The following is a 23482-nucleotide window of genomic DNA, read 5'->3' as shown; positions in this document are numbered from 1 at the left end:
TAACAGCTTGACCGATGTGAGTAGCCCAGCGTATCATGGCACGATGAACAGCTTTGATTTGGACAATTCCACTCCAGATCAATCTAACTGGGTAGTTTCTAATGCCTTTGGTAGTGGTGTGCCTGTGTTGGCAGTTGTAGTAGATAACATCACCATCCCGGGAGACTTGTCAAATACGCCAGATCCTTCAGACAATACCGCATTTGGTGGGGTGGGAGTCAATGATGGTTTAGTAACTCACGTGTTTGACTTGGAAAACTTTGGACTGGCAGATTTGACAGGAATAACTATAACCGGACTTGCTGGTGATTTCAGTATTACACAACCAAGTGTGACTACATTGAAATCCGGAGAACAAACAACATTTAGTATTGGATTTGATCCATCAAGTACGACGGACCCCGGTACGCAGACAGTAACTATTCAGTCTACTGAGTTGGCAGACTATCAATTCAACTTAACTGGAATTGGGGTAGATAACAATGCATTAGATTTCGACGGATCGGATGATATTGTAGTAGTTCCAACAAACGCTACATTAGAAGTAGGCGCGTATACATTAGAGGCATGGTACAATCCGTCCACCATTCCAGCTTCTGATGGAGATACGCATATTCTAATTCAAAAAGGAAATATCGAAGCTACCGTGAACGGATATGCCCTGGCATACAACCAATTGGGCAGTGGGCCGGGCGTAGATCGACTCTTCTTGATACATATCAATGGAGCAGATGGCTCAGAGACTCTTACTTATGACGTGGCACTTTCTGCCGGTACTTGGTACCATGTAGCAGGTACATTCGATGGTACAGAGCAGATACTCTACTTGAATGGAGCCGAAGTGGCACGAAGAACTGTTGGTGCTGGCGGAATAGATCATACCGGTACAGCTACTGATTTGAAGATTGGAGCTGGACAGGACGAAACTGCGGCTGGTTACAACTTTACTGATGGGGTATTGGACGAAGTAAGAATCTGGAATGTCGCGAGAGATGAGCCTACCATTTCATCTAACCTATCAACATTTGGAATGGCCAGCGGCACAGGTTTGGTGGCTTCTTATAGCTTCAATAACGGTATTGCAAATGCCAACAATACAGGAAACGCTTCCTATGAAGTACTTGCTGATATTACCGGTAATGGCCATGACGGTAACCTGGATTCTGAAAATGACAATCAAGGCACAGGATTTGATTTCGGAACGGCTGATGTCAATCTATCTAACTGGATTGCTTCTACTGTCAGCGTATCATCCGGTCCGGAAATCACGGTTCAGGATGGTTCAAGTAACGGCATTGCGTTTGATGGTAGTGACTCTCCATCACCTACCAATAATACAGACTTTGGATTCATAGGTCAACATGGCAATGCGAGCAGAACTTATACCATCCAAAATGATGGATTGGCTAATTTGGCCGTGACCTCGATTGCTGTTCAATCTGGTGAATATACCATTGCCAATGCTACCGAGACTTTACCAGCGGTCATTGCACCCATGGGTAACATGACCTTTGATGTGGTCGCAGGGCCAACGACTTTGGGTACTAAAGCCGGCGCCATCAGAATATTGAGTGATGATTTGAATGAAGGTACCTACGATTTCAATGTTACGGCTGAGGTAGTCGAAAATTCATTGGATTTTGACGGTGTTGATGATAAAGTGATAGTAGCGAGCGATCCGGCATTGAACGTCCAACAGTTTACGCTAGAGGCCTGGATTTATATTAATACTTTACCGGCTGCATCAAGTCAAAACATGATCATTCAAAAGGGATCGGGTCAGGGCGATCGAAGTGGATATATGTTGCTTATCGCAGCTGATATTGGTAGTACGATGAGATTAGAGGGAAATCACATTGCAACAAATGGATCTGTACAGCAGATGGCTGCCGAATTCCCTTTTAGCACTTCAACCTGGTATCATGTGGCTTCTACTTTTGATGATACTGATGTACGCTTGTATGTCAATGGCAACTTGATCCATACGGAAACTGTAAGTTCAGGAGGAGTGGACTACGACGGAAGTGGTGTCGAAGATTTTAAAATTGGAGTTGAAGAGGGCAGTACGCTCGGATCGTATGATAATTACTTCGATGGTCAAATAGACGAAGTGCGCGTTTGGGACTATGCCCGAAGCATAACTGAAATTCAAAGTGCAGCGGGCTCTACCTTGTCCAATGAGTCTGGCCTGATCGCTTCGTATGATTTTAATAATGGACAAGCCGGCGCAGTGAATACAGCGATAACCACACTGGTAGATCTAACAAGCAATGGACTAAACGGTGATTTGGATATTGAAGGAGATGGCGTGACCAGCGGCTTTGATTTTGGTACAGCACTAGTTTCTTCATCTAACTGGGTAGGTTCTGTGGCACAGGCAGCCGCAAGTAGTGATATAGCAGTGCATGCAAATGGTGGGGCTCAACCTATCGACAATGCAGACGGAGCACTTGCTGCGGACGGTACGGATTTTACGAATGTATCAGAAACACGTAGCGTAGTACAAACATTCACCATTTCGAATGATGGAGTGACACCTTTTGATGTGACCAGTATTACTGGTAGTGATGCAGACTATACCATTAGTGATTTGAATACCTCTATCGGTAGCGATGCGACATTCACAGCTACGTACTTAGCCAACGGAGGAGATGATATTACCAACGTAACAATAAACAACAACTCTACGGTCAACCAACCAACAGACCAAACCTTTGTCTTTGGTTTGGCCGCAAATCCAGTCCCTGATTTAGCACTGGATTTTGATGGGGGAGATGACTATGTAGCACTAGCTAGAACAACCCTGGCCAGTGGCTTGACTTATGAAGCTTGGATTCAGACTACTTCTACCAGTTCGGCAAATAACTATGCAGGAAATCCTGCGCTTGCAGTTATTGGTGACACAGACAATAACGTGAGAAATGCCTTTGGTATTCATGGGGGCGTGGTTAGATATACCCATTACGATGGTTCCTGGAACACATTTGATGGAACGATTGCCGTCAATGACGGTAACTGGCACCACATTGCTGTTACACACGATCAGGCTACGGGCGACATTGAACTATTTGTCGATGGAAATGGTGATGGTAATTTCAATGTCACGTATGATGCCATTAGCTCTTTCAACAGAATTGGAGGTAGTTATTTAGATGGCTCATTAACAGGTGATTTGTTTGAAGGGAGCATTGATGAAGTCCGTATTTGGAATGATGTTAGAACGTCAACCGAAATAAGCGATAACCGAACAAAATCTTTGACTGGGCAGGAATCAGGACTCCAGGCTTACTATCAATTTGATAACACTACGGTTACAGGTCGAGCGGATAATTCAGCTGTAGGCACAAGAAATGATGTAGCCGATAAATTGGGTGTTAATAATGGTACTGCAAACAATTTTGATATGGGGCTCACCAACAATGCATCTACCGGATTCAGAAGCCATTCCAACTGGGTATATTCAGGTGCGTTGTCACCGGATATTTCAGTGAATATGACTGGTGAAGTGTATAGTGATGCTACTAATACGGTTCAGTTTGGAGGAAAAGGGGCCAACGATCCAGCCTTGTCAAGAATATTTACGGTTACCAACACAGGTGGAGCTAACCTGAATCTTAGTAGTCTGGCTGTCACCAATGACGGTACATACTTTACCGTAAGTGCTGACTTTGGTTCAATCATGCTTACTCCTGGCAACAGTACAACGTTTACTATCGACTTTATCGCGAATAGCAAAGGGAACAGACAAGAGACCATAACATTCACTACAGATGATATAGATGAAGGCACTTATCAATTTGATGTATTCGGAACGGGTATTATTGGACCTGGCGATGTCACCAATGGTTTGGTGACCTGGCAAAGAGGGGAAGATGCAATAGTTGGTAACTGGAATGACTTTAGTGGCAACTCGGAGCACTTTTCTCAAGGCGTAGCAATCAATCGACCCGCTGTTGGCACTTTAGGGTACCAAGAGGCAGTTACCTTTGATGGTACTAATCACTTCATGAACTCCTCGAATAGCGGAATCTTAGGAGGAGGTGCATATACCAAAATTCTGGTCATGCAACACACCGGTGGATCGGTTGGTCAAATCTTAAGCTCGGATGCGGCCGCTGGTCATGAATTGAAGATTTCTGCAACCGGCCAAATTAGTTCGACGCATGATAATACAGATCAAGTAACAACAGGTACTGGATTCAGTGATCAGGTGCTGGTTGTGACAAGCGAATCAGACGCCGCTCTATCGGCTGAAATCTACGTAAATGGTAATAGTGAGGGAACAAATAGTGCAAACGGTGCTTACACAGATGCAACGGTTACACAATTAGGTGCATTTAACAGCACTCCATTATTTACTGGAACCATTGCTGAATTTGTACTTTACAACCGAGTATTGACACCCGGCGAAAGAGCAAGAGTAGAAGGATACTTGGCAGCCAAATATGGTTCTGGATATACCGCTAATGTGGTAGCTTCAGACGGTACAGATATTTGGACCTCAGGAGGAGGCTATGACAATGGCATCGCAGCAGTTGGGCGAGATGATAATTCAAGTCTGCATGTCAAGCAAAACTATAACCTGAATGATGACCGCCTCTTTGCAGTAGGTGTAGAGTCCATTGCTGCAAATAACAATTCTAACTTGACATTAGTGTTGACAGGGGGGAGTGATCTTACGTTCCTCGCATGGGGACATGATGGCGGAGTGGCTACAGCTACAACGGATGGCACCTTGCCGGATGGTATCACCGAAAGGTTAGACAGAACCTGGTTAATAAGCGAAAAAGTCAACAACACACCAACTGATTTTGTGACTGATCTTGACATTGACATAGAAATGCAGGAAAGCGATGGTTACGGTACTACGGCAGATGATTTCGTGTTGTTAGTCGATCCTAATGGTGACGGGGACTGGTCCGATGCTACTGTTTACGGTGCGACAAGCTATAATGCTGGTACCGATGTGGTTTCCTTCCAGGGCGTTGATTTGGATCATGGTAATACAGTTACAATTGGTCACGGATTGGATATGGCCTTAGATTTTGATGGAACGGATGATTATGTGTCAATAGCAGACAATGTTTTGTTAGAACCTGCAGGAGCCTTTACTATTGAATTCTGGATGCAGACAAGCGTAACAGCCAACCAGATTATTTTAGAAAAGGGAAGCTCAAATGCTGAATATTCTGTACAAATAACTTCTGGGGGTAACGTTGGTATTAACATTGGGGGATTGGTCCAAACAAACGGTGCTTACGCGGATGGACTATGGCATCACGTGGCTTTGGTATATAGAGGGACGAATGACGCTACCATTTATATAGATGGTGTAGATGATACCGAGTTGCCGGTTACTATTGGCACACCAAGCTATACGGCAGCTGATGTTCATATTGGAAGTCGGGGAGGTGCCTCAAATAGCTTCAACGGGCGACTGGATGAATTGAGAGTCTGGGGAGATGAACGTACTCCTGCAGAGATTAGGGCCTTTGCGATAAGTACTCCTGCAGCCTTGCTGGCCGAGGATAATGAAATTGCACTTTTCAACTTTAATGAAGGCAAGCCTAATTTGGCCAATAGTAATGAACAGTTGTTTGAATATTCAGCGAATGCTTTACATGGAGACCTGGATCCTGAAAATGACAATCCAGGAGCTAACACTGGTTTTGATCTGGGCATTGCAAGTGTAACCGAGTCCAACTGGGTATTGTCAGACTACTCGTTGACTACAAGCCCAAGTATTGAAATTACTGGAGCTGGAGAAGTCATACCAGGGGATGATACCAATACACCGACTGTTGCTTCCACAAACGACACCTATTTTGGTAGCGTAAGTAATCCTGCCACAGGACAACAAACATTTACCATTACAAATACTGGTATTTCTGACTTGAATATTACGGCAAGAAACTTTACCGGTAGTGCCGAATTTACTGAAAATACAGCTCCAAGTACACCAATAGCCCCAGGTTCGACTACTACGTTGATTGTTGATTTTGCTCCAAATGCTACCTTAGGAGTGAAAAATGCGCAAATTGACGTGGTGAGTGATGCAACAAACGATACGAACTATACCTTCGATATTGCTGGAGCGTCCAATTCGCTTCCAGTCGTTGTGGCCATATCCGATAATGCCAACGGTTGTGTAAGTGGATCCTACATTGAAAACTTATATGACAACTTCAATGACCCGGATCTGGGAGACGAAGATGCCAATTTGACTTATTCAGCAGTTTCTGATAATACAGGAGTAGCTACTGTTTCTGCTATCAATCCGGCAGATGGAGATTTGACTATCTCCTTTACAGGAACAGCTGGCACAGCCAATATTACAGTGACAGTAGATGACACGAGAGGCGGACAAGTGCAAGACGTATTCCAGGTAACCTCAAACGATTTACCATCATTGACCTCATTTACAGTAGCAAATTCTTGTAACGGTTCAGATGCTACCGTAACACTTGATGGCGGAGGATTAGCTACAGGTAGTTATGACATTAGCTATTATGTGACCGGATTGAATACAATAGGATCTGTAGGCACCCCAATTGTTAGTTCAGGGGTGGTTATTGATGGGAGTGGAGATGGCTCATTTACAATTGCAGGAGCTGGCTTGACCAATGACGGATCAAATACAGTGCATATTTCTGTAGTTGAGGATGGAACAACGGCTTGCCAGCAGGTAGGTGCACCGGATATTGCTACGAACACATTCGACGTAGATCCATTACCAACCTTGGCTGCAGCTTCAAGTATTAGTGTGACCGATGGAGGACTCAATGGCGATGTGACCTTCAGCTTCCTAGGCACATCAGGATTGGCTACCGGGACGTACAATGTGACCTATAACGTAGATGGGACAAACACTATTTTGTCCACAACAGAGATGAGTGTTGCCATTGCAGCAGACGGAACCGGTGCATTTACCATATCTGGATCTGGTGTTTTTATTGCCTCTGGAACGAATACCGTTCATGTGACCAGTATCACAAATGCAACCACTACTTGTGTGCAATCAGGAGGACCAGACATTACGTCATTCGGGTTTGAGACCATAGCGGCTGCATCAGATATCATTGTGAACAGCGGATTCACACCAGCTACAGACATTGACTATACCCTATACGCAAGCGCTGGTGGAGATGATATTGATGAAAGCACAACCGGATTTATTTTAGGTGAATTTATCCTAACAGATGGTGGTGATGGAAATGGTGGTGATGGTGGAAACAAAGAAACCCGATTAGATGATATTACATTGACGATCACTAACTGGGAAAATGTAGACGAAATCGAAATATTTGATATCACCAATAGTCAGGCATCTGGCGAATTGGCAGTGACTTCTGCAACAGTGACATGGAATACTATTGGTGCCGCTGGTGTATTTGAAGCACCGGATGATGGAACTATGACCATTAGAGTTAAAGTAACATTCAAGCAAAACACAGATATTGATGACAACGAGCAGGTTTCAGTTCAGATAACAAATGTTACTGCAGATACAGGAGGCGGGCGTTCCGATTTGGTCAATAATGTAGGACATCCGTCATCTACAGGGCAGAGTACGTCCACTGTGCTGGGAGACAATACCATTGAAGTAACTGCTGCAGATTTAGTATTCACTTCGGTGCCAATAGGAGCAACCGAAAGAGAGACCTTCTTCGACCTGACCGTTGAAGCTCAGGATGCTATCGGAAATATAGACCTGGATGACAATGCTACGGCTGTAGATTTGACATTCGACATTACTGATATTCTAGAAATCAATGCTGTAAATACAGGAAACTATACCCAACAGACTTTGACTAGCGGTACGACTACATTTAGCAATGTCTTAACAGAGTTTTCAGGAGACATGATTGCTACGGCCACCGATGCAGGGGCTGTTCTGAACCCAGGAAATTCTACTTTACTTGATATTAATGATACGACTATACCTGTAGTAACAGGGTTGACTCCAGCCAATGGAGAAACTAATGCCACAGCTATCGACTTTCTGGAGATTACCTACAGCGAAAACGTTAGAGCAGTTGGAGGAAATCTGATTCTTCGTGATGGAGGTGATTTAAGCATCGTTGAAACTATTAGTGTAACTAATATTTCAAAAACTACTGTGGTAGATAATGTGGTGACCTTCCAGTTGGACGACATTTTGACCAAAGGAACCAACTACTTTATAACCGTGGCAGCTGGAGCATTTGAAGATAATCAGCCTGAAGGAAATGATTTTGTTGGCTTATTGGGTGTAAATAGCTGGTCATTTACTATTCAAGATGCGGCACCACAGATAGCATTTACTGATCCGGTAGACACAGAAATAGATGTGTCAAGAAGTACAAACATTACCCTTACTTTCGATGAACCTGTCAATATTTCGACCCTTGAGGCAGGTATATCAATTGATATTGACCAATCTTCTACAGGACCAGGTGTCGATATATCAATAGATATGAATACGGGTACTGTGAACAATTCCTTCTTCCCGACTGATGCATCTACGTTTGGAGATGGCACCAACATAATTGTAATCAATCCGGGAATCACTTTTGTTTCAGGAGAAACGATCACAGTGACAATTCCAGAGCGTTCATTCACAGCCGTGGATAATGGTGCATACATGGACGTAGACAACAATGAAGCAGACAACAATGCAACTGAGACCTTAACATTTACTGCGATTGTTACCACAGATAATGACCCACCAATTTTAGGGCTGGCTGAAGCGTTTGATTCGCATACCTATGGTGCCTCTGATATTACGCTTGGATCAGGGACTTGGACGCATACCAATGCAGTGGCTTCCGGTACACCATTGTCGAGAGGAGCTTCCGGAGATGCGGTGCAACTTCCTGCAGTATCAGGAAATGAGCTGACCACATTTACTGTAACTGATGCCGTGAACTTCTCCTTCTGGTATAGAGCAGAAACTGGCGTAGGAGCTGGTGCAACCGCTGATGTGCTCATTGACCCAGGTTTTATCACCAATGTTGGACCAATTTCCAGTACGATCACCGGATACACGCAGTTCAACTACAATTTTCCCACCCCTTACACCGGGGAAATTCAAATTCGTTATGATGCAACAACAGCAGATGAGGCCTTAATTATTGATGATTTGGTGATTGATAACAGCTCTTCACCAGTGGATGGAGCAACGGCAGTTGCGCTGAATACTACAGAGTTGAAATATAGATTCAATGAAGAAATAAAATCTGGAAACGGAACCATCCGATTGTTTGCAGCTACAAATCCCGATATTCAGGTATTAAGTTTTAATGCAAGTAGTGGATTGCTGGATTACACGGCCAATGTGTTGACAGTGGACATCTCTTCTTTGGGCGATTTGCCTGGTAATATCAAGTTCTACACCACGATTGATGCAGGAGCGATAGAAGATGTTTCAGGTAATCAATTCGGTGGAATATCTGTAGGAGACGACAGAAACTTTACAACTACTACGGAAGCTATTCCTCCTACTGTGACGACATTGGTACCGGAAGATAACGGTTCTAATATCGCTACTACTACCAACCTTGGAATGGAATTCGATGAACCATTGCTGGCTACAGGGGCAGGAAATGTTACGATTTATTTATCAGCCTCTGGTGATGTGGTGGAAGCATTTGACCTTTCTATTGATTTGGATAACGATGCTATTCCGGCCAATGGCGATGCGCCGAATGGTATACCCGATGTATTCGATTATGGTAGATTAGTATTGACTGGTAATCAACTTCAGATTGTCAATGCAGACGACCTGGCTGGATTGACAGGCTACAACATCAGAATATCAGCTGATGCATTCACCGATTACTCGGGAAATGCCTTCGCTGGGTTTCTAGTACCTAACCAATGGAATTTTACCACAGCTACAGAATCAGTAATTGTATACCCAGAGATCGTGGCCAATACCTTCTCTCCGGTGGACGATGCGGTGGCTGTTAGCATCACACCAACACTTTCATTTGAGACTTCAGAGCCTGTGAATGGGGTTTCAGGGTTGAATTTCACCTTTACTGATATTACCGATGGTACCGGGACTTATACGCTAGATGCTGCAGATTTCAACATCCAATATTTGGGTACTGACGTACAAATCTCCGGTCAGCTATTTGAATATAATACCGATTACGAAATTTCCATTCCAACCGGAGCTATTGCAGATAACTCAGGCAATCCAACTCAAGGACCCTATGGAGGGGCAAACTGGTCCTTTAAGACAGAAGAGGACGACCTGCAACCAACATTTATTGAATTATTGGTCGATGGTGCAACTTATTACGACATAGATAATTTAGTGAACGATCAGCTACCAAACCCGGCGCCTCCGGCTTATGCGGTAGGCACCAGAACCTTTAGACTGGTATTTGACGAAGCAGTACAAATTGGTGCTGGATTTGTACATCTGGTATTTGATGGTGCAGTCGATGATTTCCTTTTGGAGTCAAAAGATATTACTGTCGCAGGAACCGTAGTTACAGAAAACTTCACTAATGATGCCATAGAGTTTGATTTTGACCTACCATTTGGGGTTAATAATTACTACGTACTTGTGGATGCTACGGCCATTACTGATGTCACTACCAGTCCTCCGGATAATAATTTCGTAGGCATAGCGACGGATCAATGGGCATTTAGTACTACGGCAGATGGTGTTGCACCTACTCTGGATTTGGCCAATGATTCAGATGCTTCGTTCCCTGCTAATGATGATGTAGCGGTAGTGCCCGCTAATGCTACTCAAGTTCAACTCCAATTTGATGAGCCTGTGTCTGACGATGTGGCCAATGAACTGGTAGTAAAATATGCATCAGATGGATTGATAGTAGCGCGTGTGCCGGATTTGACCAGTGAAGATGCTGTAGAATTTGCCAATACAAGGTTCACTTATAACCTTGTATTTGAAGATGCACAAATGAGTCAATTGCCTGGTGGCACCCAATATTATGTTGAATTCCCGGTAGGCACCTATTCTGATAATTCAGGAAATATGGAAGCCAACACTACCAATTTGGCCATTACCAATTGGGATTTTACGGTGGCTGACGATGGGGCTGGACCGGCTATCGATTTTGCAACTGGATTGTCTCCTGCAGACGTGACTATAGTGCCTGTAGCGGCTTCCAATACTGTTACCCTTCAGATGACATTCAACGAACGTGTGGTGAAAGGCACAGGCTTGGTGAAAATTGTTTACTCACATGCACCAACCGTAGAAGCGGCAAGTTTCGATATGTCCGACATCACAGTAGTTAACGATATTTCAGGTGTGGTTTCAGTGGTTACCTTCCCAACAGTAGTTTTAAGTGGTAATCTGGCCTATCAGGTAGAAGTGCCCAATACTGCGTTTGTAGACCCGTCGGGAAATGCGTTCGCTGGATATAGCAACGATGATTGGCAATTTATCACACCAAACGATGCGGTGCTTCCGGTCGTCATGGTAAATACACCATCAGATGGCAATATGAGTACAGCGGTGAGTACCGATATCGTTATTGACTTTGACGAACCTGTAAGCCCTAGTACTGGAAATATTGAAATACGCCATGCTGGAGGTGCTGAAGTTACACCAATAGTCATAGATCCATCAGATGGAACACCGAGTCAAGGCTTTACTCGATATACCTATAATATCAACGATCTTTCAGGTCTGACTGATTACTATGTGCTGATACGTGCGGATGCTTTTGAAGATAATTCAAATGCAATGGCCGCCACACCAAATAGGAATGCATTATATGACGGTTCAATAACTTGGAATTTCAGAACCGTAGCTGACGCGGCCAAACCTCAGATTTTGGCGTTGTCACCAGCAGATGATGGATTTGGTATTACTCCTGGAGCGGGGTCCGCCATGTCTATCTTGTTTGATGAAAGAGTAACAGGAAACACAGGTGATATACATGTATTCACTGCAAGTGCTGATGAAGAAATAGCTACCCTGGACGTAACTACAGATATCGTAATCGACAATACTATCGAAACAGGCTCGGTGATCAACTTCACGGCTGACCTTTCGGGAGCAACAGACTATTATGTTCAGATTGATGCCAACGCATTTGTTGATCAATCAGGTAATACGACGGATCAGATCAACGACGAAATTACCTGGAACTTCAGTACGGATGTAGAATCCGGACCAAGTGTGGAATTGCCATATATAGTGAGCAGGACTCCATTGTCATCAGGTTATACTATCACATATTCTGGTGCCAGTGGATTGTTTGAAGTTGGTGAAACAGTAACAGAACTATCCAATGGAGGAACAGGTGTTGTAGTTTCTGACAATGGAGCGGGAACATTAGTTGTTGAATTTGTTTCTGATCCATTAAATATTGTACCAACACAGATGATCCAGGGAAGCGCCAATTCGTACGTGGCAACCGTTGATGCAATCTCCTTAATTGAGTATGGCATAAATGATAACCTAGTGCTTACTTTCAATGAACCGGTGTACGTCGGTCTGGGAAATATTACGATCGACAATCATGCATCTACACCCACAAGATCGATAGTGATTGCGGCTAACGATGGATCGGCAGTAACTGGTAGTGGTACAAAAACCATTACTATTGATATTCCTGAAGATTTGGACGCAAATGGCGTTACGCATTATGTAACCATTGATCCCACAGCATTCAGAGATGCTTCATTCAAGTTCTTCGATCAGACATTGGATGGAGATGGAGTATGGGATTTTACAACTGAAGCCGGAGCTACGGTTACAGCTGCTGCTGGAACAACAACGGCATGTATCGGGCAAGATCCTGTGTTGCTCGGATCAAGCATTTTCATTGACGAAGGAAATAATGATGATTTTGCCACAGGAACTTTTACCTATCAGATATCATTGACAGGAGACTTCTTCTTTGATAATACGGTTACACCAACTTATGGAGGCTCGGTGTCCGGTGATATTACTGGAGCTATTACGCACAATTATCTCAATTCAGATCAGACATTGGAGATTACTTATACGGTGTCTGGAACTTCGAATGATGACCAAATAGAAATTGCAGGTTTAGCAGTCGGAATCAATAGTTCAAACATCATTAGTATGGATGTACCGATGTATAGAAGCGGAGGTACGGCTGTGATGTACGGTAATGAGACTTATCACGAACTGGTGCATATCAACATGCAGAGTGAAGTTGTGAATGTACCTGGCATTGCACAAAATAATGTTACGGTTTGTGAAGGAGACAATGGAACAGGTGGAGCTAATCCTTTAGATAATCTAGAAAGTGATTTTGAAGTTTTGATTACGCCATTGGCAAGCCATACGGTTCATTGGTATGCTAATAGTGATTATACGGGTGAGATATTTGCTTTTGCCAATATCAATGATCCGACATTCGCCGAATTAGGGTTTACCTCTGCTACTGCTGGGACACAGACTGTTTATGTGTCGCAGTCAATCGATGCGACGGGATGTCAGAGTCAGCTAACCCCGGTGACAGTAACCATTTTACCAGCTCCAGATGCACAAGATCTGGCAGGAAGTGATTTGGACGATGATGCCATGGGACTAGGCAATGTATGTAGCTTCGAAGAAATAGACCTCGGAAAACCTGGTAATGCAAGCTTTGTAGGATATACATTCGATTGGGCAGGAGCTAATATTACTACATTTGGACAAGACAACGAACCCAACCCTGTACTGGATGCACCACAGAATACAGATGTAGTTGGGCCATTTGATGTTGAAAATTATGCTTACACGCTTGATGTAACTGATAATTTGGGATGTCAGAGTTTGGTGACAGGAAATGTGAACGTGAGAATTGATCCGAGAATTGATATTAGTTTGAACGCCAGTAGTGCCATATTCTCTTACGTAGAGAGTGAAGACGTAACAGTCAATCTGACTGGTTCAATGTTCGCTGGAGATGCTGGCGCATTCTCAGGTACCGGATTAGGAGGTATTGACATAGATAACATTGATGGTGGTGATGGTGATGGATTAAATGCTAGTGCTAATTTCAATACCAGCGTCGCGGGAATTGGAACCCACGATATTACTTATACCCATACCGATGGAGTTACCGGATGTTCTGATTCGGAAATGTTGACTTATTATGTATCAGCGGCATTCGATATTGCCAATGGTGGACTGAATGAAGAATATTGCCAGGATGCTTCAGCCGATGCATTTGATATAGACATTTCGGATTTAGGAGGCGCTGGCAAAGTGGGTTGGACATATGTATCCTATACAGTAACTGGAAACGGTAGTGCAGTCACTGGTGGAGTTGGACCTACCACTTTGGCTTTTGATCCAGTTGCAGCCTGGAATGATGCTACAATCATACCATCAGCCGATGGATCCAAAATTGTCAATTTGACGAGAATTGTAAATAATGGAGTAAGTAATATTGCAGATGGATTTAATCAGATAGTGATCCAACCACTTCCAACGGTTACCATCAATAATATGGATTTGTTGTATTGTATCGATGCGACAGATGTTGTTCTTGATGTCTCTGTGATCAACAACAGTAATGTTGAAAATTCGCCGGCATTAGGCAATCAGTTCTTTATAGCTAAAGAAACTGCCCCAGGCAGTGGTATGTATGGAACTCCAGAGGCATTTACTGGCACAACAGTGAATTTTGCTACTATATCTGCTGACGTCACCGTAGGATTAGTAGGAGCTGAAACTGAGGCCAATTACCAACTAAGTGTTGTCACAGATGTTGGAGACGACCCGTTTGGCGTAAATGCAAATGGCAATTCTATTGGATGTTCGCAGACGGTAACTGCAGATTTTACCTTATATGACTTACCTGCATTACCGACATTGAACGCTTCAACCTCTCAAGTAGACTTAGGTGGTGGTCAATATGAGTATGAATATTGTGCCGATGATGTAGACGCACTTTTCGAAACAATAGCAGCAGTGGTACCAGCCAACACTACCATTAGGTGGTATACTGATGATGGAGGAGGAGATCCAAATACAGAAATCATCACCGGTAATGTCAATAACATGGGCAGAACTGACTTTGAAAATACAGATGATTTATCAGTAGCTGGTACTTATGTTTTCCATTTTACTCAAACCAATACGTTTGGAAATGTTGGTTTTGCTGGTTGCGAAAGCCCACACTCAACGGTGACATTCAAAACATACGATACACCCACAAGCCCAACGGCTGATGTTACCGCTCCTAATGGAGAAGCCAACGTAGGGGGAGTCTTTACTTATGAATACTGTAATGGTTCAACGATCGCTAACATTGACCTCATAAATTCAGGTGATGCTTTATCAGAAGAAGTTAGTTTCTTTGAGTGGTATACATCACCGGATGGAGGCATGTCATTTGTGCTTTTAGATGGAATCGTAGATGGCGACAATGTAGATGATGCACTAAACGAAGGATTGGTTACCGCTGTGAATAATGCGTCAATCACAGGCACTCAATTCTTAGCGAATGCTACCTCAACGGTGAATGGAGATGCGACCACATACACCTTGTATTTTGCCAAACGAGAAAAAAGAAACACAGCCGCTGCGAGTCCATTTGATGGATGTCTAAGTGGTTATGTACAAGTAGACCTTGTAATTTATGCTGTTCCATCTGCTCCAGTGGTGGCGGGTGATTTTACAGATGACATCAGATGGTGTTCAGGCGATATTTCGGATATTCCTTCGGCCAACCTGAATGCAGGTGTCAAAATCATGCCTTCCGATAATATCAATTCACCAGGTACGGGAGGAGATGGGTTGAGATATATCTGGTATTCTACCGAACTTGCTGGAGATGGTGTTAATTTTATCGGAAATGTTGATAATGGTGTAGAAATAACCTATGAAACAGTTTTCGAGGATGATGGATTGATGAGTTTAAATTTTGATGGCAGTGTTTCTGATGACGTAAATGACGACGGCTTTTATGAAGTCGCCGCAGATGTGACAGAAACGGTCTATCTCGCACAAGTGACTCGACGTTTGGCCGGTACGAACTTGACCTCAACCTTCTTGGGTTGTGAAAGTCAGGTATTGCCAGTTGACATTACGGTATATTCGTTGGATGGTAAGCCTATACTTGAAGGCCCACATGACGACTTGAGTTATACACCATCTACGACTAGTGGAGATTATTATCATCAGTATCATGCCAATGAACTAACTACAACTGACTTATTCGTAGCGACTAATGCAGGGGTAGCCGATCAGAATTTCAACTGGTATTACTCAAATGCTGCCGGGCAACCCATTGGAGGTGCTTTTACCACTTCAGCGTCGGCTACTGCTGGGGCCATGTTTGTATCTGGTATTTCCAATGACAATCAGAGTTACTTTACTGTCAATCAAACATCCAAAATTGAAACAGGTGTTTTCGATGGGTGTGAGAGTGACTATAGCAAGTTAGAGGTCCAAACATACAACGAACCTGCGGCCCCTGCTGCGATAGGGGATATCAATGACTACTACTGCGAGGGTATTGCAGTAGGCAATCTGGATGCCACTGGAGAAGCTGGTGTAGAATTTTATTGGTACGCTTCTGACAATCAGGTGGGACGGGAAGAATTTAGGTTACTTACTACTGACCCAACAGTAGGGCTCATTACACCTGCACAATTAATCGCAGATGAAGTAGGTACGGATGCAGATGGTGATATGATTCCTGATATTGCAGATGTTGATTTGACCGGAGGTACCGATGTCGGTGCCGATGGCATAGATGACGCCTATCAAGTGAGTGTGTTAGGGTTTGGTACAGATGCTGACGGCGATGATATTGTAGATTATCTGACCGCCGTTCAAGCGAATATTGCAAATACTTTAGGTACTGACTCTGACGGCGACGGAATCGATGATTTATACGATGTGAGTAATATCGGTGGCCTCGATGCCAATTCAGATGAAGTCATTGATATAATAGATCCGGTGATTGCCTTGGCTGGTCCTGCGGATGCAGACGGGGATGGGATTCCTGATGGGGTAGACGTGGATGTTACTGCAGGAGCAGATGTAGACGCAGATGGCATTGATGATGCATTTGACTTTTCAGTGCTTGGTGCTGGAGCAGATCTTGACGGAGATGATATTGAAGATACTACGGATCCATTGATCGCTATTAATGGAAGTTTTGCATCTGATGTTGATGTTGATGGTATTCCGGATATTGTAGATGTAGACCTCACGGGAGGAGCGGATATCGACACCGATGGAATTGATGATGCATTCGATTTCAGTCAGGTTGGCGGTAGCGATGCCGATGGTGACGATATCATCGATTCGGTAGATCCTGAACAAAACCTAATGACGGTGGGCGACGGAATTTATACTTTCTATGTAACTCAAACGACTGACATCAACACACCAGCAAATGGTCCGGCCTTCAAAGGAAGTGAAGGGTCTGCACTTAAAGTGAATGTTTATGTAAGAAGTATTCCAGTCGTACCACAACTTAATTTTGACTCTCAAGTCGTATGTGATGGTGAGACTGATGCGCCTTACGTAGCGGTACAGTTGACTAACCCTGCCGGGGGAGTTTATACCTGGATTGATGATGCTAATGCAGACGGTCTAAGGGATGGAGGAGATATTGTCATTCTGGAAGATAAATTGCAAAGTCAATATGATCCGCCATATGACAATGCCAATGATGCATTAGACATGTTTGTAACTCCAGATGCAGATGCTACAACCAACAACTTCATTGTGTCTCAAACGACAAGTTTCAATATCAATGGTTCAAGCTTTGCAGGTTGTGAGAGTCCGTTTAAAGCATTTGATATTAAAATTAACAATATACCACCGCCGCCAACCATAGATGGAAATGCAGGTGTCAATACTTATGTTTATTGTGCAGATGAAACTATTGTAGATCTAACGATTGCAGATGCTGATGAGATTTTTGGAAGAACTTTCAATTGGTACAGAAATAAAGGGTCAGGAGCTATAGTGAGCACAGTCTCACCAGGAGATGTAGATGGAACAGTTATCGCTGCCAATGACAATCCAAATTTCCCCGGAACCATTAATAATTTCCTTAATGCTACCTTCAACTACTATGTGACTGCAGTTGAAGACGGTTGTGAAAGTAACCTGAATGACGTGGATGACATTACACTGGCAACTATTGAAATCAATCAATTGCCAGAGTTAGGCATTGTTTTCAATGCAGCAGTAGGGCCTTATGTAGCTGATGATCCTTTCAGCGGCACTGAAATTTGTTTTGACGAGACGAGTCTTTCCATCAACGGAGTAGAGAAATCCGACAATGCTCCATCGTCAAGAGACGCTGTTGATGCAAATGGCACGATTGTTTGGGCGATAGATACGGATGGTATATCTCCGGTAAGTAATGGAAATTCTGCAACCATCAATTTTGCGACAGCGGCGGGTGACAGCGGCAATGGATCAGAAGATGACCCTACCGTGCACAACATCACGTTTACCTACACCGACGACGCAACGGGTTGTACAAATTCAATTACCGATCAAACGACGATCAATCCGTTGCCTACATTGGAAGTATTTACCGGAGGAACTCCATTAGAAGCACAGGAGTTTTGCTTCGATGATGCCAATATTACATTGAGCGCGACACATGAAACTGGTGCTGCAGCAGCTACACCGGTGACCTCAAACGCGGTGTGGACCGTAGATACCGGAAATTCCAGTTTGACGGGGAGTTTGACCGGAACTGAAGTGGTAAATCTACAAACGGCAATGACCAATGTAGATCCAGGTGCCCTGCCAAATGTAAGGGAAGGTAGCATCACGAACCATGTACTGACATTTGCCTTTACAGATACCAAAGGATGCTCAAATTCTGTTGATAGGAATTTCGTCATCAATCCACAGCCTACTTTGGATATTGTTTACGATGTAGCAACAGGTGCTAACGCAGCTGATGCAACCATAGACGGTGGTGCTGTATGTTTTGATGAAGGAGCATTTAATTTTGAGGGAGTACAGGAAGGAGTTGCTGCTGTTCCAGGAGATGGGACTATTAGCTGGTCTATTAATACAGGCGGACTCGCAGCTAATGCAGGAACTGGGAAGGCATTGTTCACTCCTTCTAATGCAGCAATCGCTGCAGGTGAGTCTTCAGAAGGTTTACCAAGCAATCATGATGTGACCTTCACCTTTGTCGACGGACCAACAGGGTGCTCAAATACTGTCACACATACGACAGGAGTGGACCCGAAACCAACGTTGAATGTTGTGTTTAACACAGCCATTGCTGGTTTTTATACTGCAGGGGATGATTTGGCGGATGCACTCATGTGTTTTGATGAATCAACCATTTCAATCAAGGGAAGGGAAATTTCTGATGCTGCTATGGCCTTTAGAGATGCTACCGATGCAAACGGTACCATTGTTTGGTCAATTAATACTAATGGAATTACACCTGTAAGTAATGGTAATTCAGCTACCATTGACCTCACGGCTGCTGCAGCATCTTCAGGCAATGGACAAGAGGACGACCCAACCAGTCATACGGTAACTCTTACGTATACCGATGACGTTACTGGATGTTTTAATACGATCACCAGAAACTTTATTATTCAGCCTCAACCTACCTTGGAGGTACTGGTTGGTGGTTCGACGTTGGAGGGTCAAGAATTTTGTTTCGATGATGCGCAGATAATCATGCAAGGAACACATGAAACAGGCGCAGCAAGTGCAAGTAATGCCTTGTCAAGTTCTACCTGGTCGATATCCACTGGCAACACAAGTATTACTAGTAGCATCACAGGTGTTGAAATTGTAGATTTGCAATTAGCCATGACAAATAGTAACCCGGGAGCCCTACCGAACGTGCGCGAAGGAGTTGCTACCAATCATGCTGTGACATTTGGATATACAGATAGTGAAGGTTGTACAAATTCTATAGTCAGAAACTTCGTGATTAATCCTCAACCAACGCTGGACATTCATTTTAATGAAAACGTCGGCGCCAATAATGCAGGTGATCCAATGGATGGTAAGGCTTTCTGTTACAGCGAGGATGCATTTGAAATTATAGGTATTCAGGAAGGTATTGCAGCAGTACCAGCTACAGGAACGATCACATGGGATATCAATACTGGAGGTCAGACTGCTGATGCCCTAACGGGGATCGCTAGATTTGATCCACGTACGGGAGCATTTAACGCTGGAGCTGCAGATTCATTGGAAACCAACACTGATCATGATTTGACTTTTACATTTAAAGATCTAAATGGTTGTGAAAATAATGTTACGAGCACATTTGAGGTGACCAAGCTACCTACATTGAATATAGTGCATGATACAGGAGATGATGGAGCCAGTGCGTTTTGTACTTCCACTAATGCTGTGGCTCTACATGGGCAGGAGGATAATATCAACGTCTCTACCGGCCTATTTACAATCGATACAGGAAGTAGTAGTATTGATAATGGAGGAGGAGCCGGAGGAGATGGTTCGGCAAATTTCTTCCCGTGGGTAGCCCAGGCTAATGTGGCTTTAGATTCAGTAGCAGAATCAGGAAACTCTTCTGCACACATCATCACATTTACCTATACCAATACCTCACAAAATGCGAATTGCACGAATTCTATCACCTCCGAAAATCTAGGAATTGATGTAGTGATTAATCCGTTGCCTCTAATGGAGCTATTTAGTGATGATCTAGTGGACACAGGAGGAACCCTTTTGTTTGAAACTACAGATTCTCAGGTAGTTCTGTGCGAAAGCCAGGCGCCATTTACACTAAGTGGAAACAGAAATACGGGTAATAGTGGAACACGTACCATGTACCATACATATAACGGAAGCACAACCACTATAGGTACTTTCACTGTAGGGTCTACTGGAGACGATGATGTTGCATTTGACCTGAGAGATCCAATTGAACTTTGGACAGATGAGGTGCAAACCGCTTCAGGGACATTTGAAATTCAATATGAATACTTAGATGGAGTAACGGGTTGTTTCAACGAGATCACCAAAGACATTGTGGTAAACATTTTACCTGAAGTATTTGCAGTGGTCAATGGAGGGTGTATAGATCCTCAGGTGCAATTTGATGTGTCGTTGTTAAATGATGCTACTGACGTTTGGAGTACAGAGGGTATTCCTCAACCACCGAGAGAGTCCCCTTTCACATTGAGTGATTTGACTTTTGAATGGAGTTTCTTTAATGCTGACGATAATGGTGTTATACAGAAAACGAGTCCATATGACGATGGATTAGGCGCTGTTAAAGCCGGCCAGATGGTAACCCATGATTTTGACGGCTTTGAGGGATTGGATGCCCAGTTTGGGGCGATTTTGGTTGCAACAACTCCTGACGGATGTTCAAGTGATGTTGAAAATGGAATTACTGAACAGGCCATTTTGATTAAGATTAATCCAAATATTGCCGTGGAGTGGGACCAAGTCACTGTGGATCAGCCAACCACATTCTATATCAATGAGAACTTGTTATCATTGAATCAGATACAATCGATACAAATCCTGGACGAAGCGAATGGAAATTTCTTAGTAAATCAGAGTTGGGTGAATGATGCAGATGCACCGTTAACTACTCGTGCAATATCCACAGGTAACCTACAAGTATTTGGGCCATTTGATTACCAGTTTACTGATGCGGGTAAGTATGACCTGAAGGTTATACTTGAAAATAACAACGGATGTTTGGATAGCTTGCTCAGAGAAGTAAATATTATTCCGATAGAGGTGGTTGATCCTGCTACTGGGTTTCATGAGACATTTAGTGCTGCTGGGGGGTTCGATCCTGATGTTAAAGGTTGGTATGCAGAAAAGCTTGTAGATGACGCTATAATTAAGCAACAATCTTCGCTTGAAGGAACTGAATCTTTGAGAGCGTCTAGCTGGATCTGGAGCGAAATTGATTTGAACGCAGATTCTCTGGCACTGATTAATAAAGTCAACGATGATTTATTACAAACAGTAACAGACCTTTGGGCATGGGCCACATTGAGTAGCGATGGAGATAGTTATCAGTATTTACCTGGAGAAGATTCCTGGATATATAGCCCGACATTTGATATATCCCAATTAAGTAAGCCAATGCTGAAGTTTTCTACTGTTTTTGATTTTGAGGATCCAAAGGATGGTGTTGTTGTTCAGTATTCGACAGACCGTGGTGAATCTTGGACAGTTCTTGGGAATATTGAAAACGAAATACCTACAGGTTTGGAGTGGTATAATTTTGACAATGTGGGATCAGATCCTGGGCAACAGCAAAATATCATTAACGGAGGCTCATTAACTTCAGTCGGATGGTCTGGACAAGAAACTTCACTGACTTGGTCAAGCGCAAGACATGCCCTGGATGGTATTGATGTAACTGAAAGGTCAAATGTGAGATTTAGATTTGCACTTGCTTCCACACCATCTACGAAAGAAGGTTACTTCGGATTTGCCTTGGCAGATTTTAGTATTCAGGAAAGAAGCAAGAATGTGTTGATTGAACAGTTTGTAAGTGCGACAGATGAAACTAGCGATGCTGCCACAGCAGTTAGTGCTGCAACTGTTTCTTTGAAGTCAGCTATTGACGCTCTCATTCCGGCAGCTAATGTTACCAGCAGAGATGAGGTGATATTGGCATACCATACTGATTTTGGATTTGAAGACCCATTCAATAAGGTGAGTTCTGCCGGGCCAAGTGCTAGATCTATCTACTACAGCGTAGATCGGATCACTTCAGTTTTGGATGGCCAATTTGGTGGTTCTGGCTCTTCTTCTAAATCTGGCGACCTGACGTGGCAAAAGGATGACTTAAGTCTGAACTCATTGAAAGATCCTGGTTTTAGAATTTCACTTACCAACGATCCGTTGGCTACAGATACTGAGATAAAAGGAACGGTAGAGTTTCAAGCTAATCAGAATTACCCTTCGGGGACAGAATTTAGAGCCTATGTTGCTGTGCTTGAAGATACAGTAGAAATTGCGGTCGGCGGTATTCAAGGATTTGGTCATGTGATGAGGAAATTGTTGCCGGCAGGATCTGGAGAGTACGTAAAACTCACACAGGAATTGACTATAGGTGAGTCCCTGTTATTTGATGATGGCAATGGAGGCACAACAAATATGCTCTCAGTTCAGTGGGATTTGGCAAATATATCCGATGATACAAATTTGTCAGCCATTGTGTTTATCCAGAATAGCCAGACCAAGGAGATTTATCAGTCTGTAAAAATTCCTAACGCGCACGATTTTGTTTCGTCTAAAAATACAGCCACCGTTACCGATATCGGCGATGAGCTGATCGCGGCCGAGAATTTCAATATGTTCCCAAATCCTACAGATCATGAGGTATTCATCTTGTTTGATCATCGAATTCTGGAAACTTTGCAGTGGTCAATCTTTGATCAGACAGGTAGAATCTTTGATAAGGGTGAAGTGCAGAAAGGGCAAGAAGGTTTCAGTCTTCAGACAGATCGATTCCCAAGTGGATTATATTATATGTCAATTCAAGGTGATAAATCTAAATTCGACTTCAAAAAATTGATGATAACCCACTGA

1 protein-coding gene (cut by a window edge) is annotated in these 23482 nt (G+C 43.4%); it reads left to right on the top strand.

Annotation, left to right across the window (positions count from 1 at the left end; translation table 11 throughout):
- On the top strand, positions 1 to 23482 hold the 3' portion of the coding sequence (locus ABJD64_RS07075) for a LamG-like jellyroll fold domain-containing protein (protein ID WP_348179971.1). It extends 15005 nt beyond the left edge of the window; only the last 23482 of its 38487 coding nucleotides appear in the window; its start codon lies beyond the left edge, outside the window; the stop codon is at positions 23480 to 23482.

It is taken from the genome of Reichenbachiella sp., from assembly GCF_039944555.1.
Lineage (GTDB): Bacteria > Bacteroidota > Bacteroidia > Cytophagales > Cyclobacteriaceae > Reichenbachiella.
Note: the sequence above shows the minus strand (reverse complement) of the source record. Positions and strands in the feature narration are given on the sequence as shown.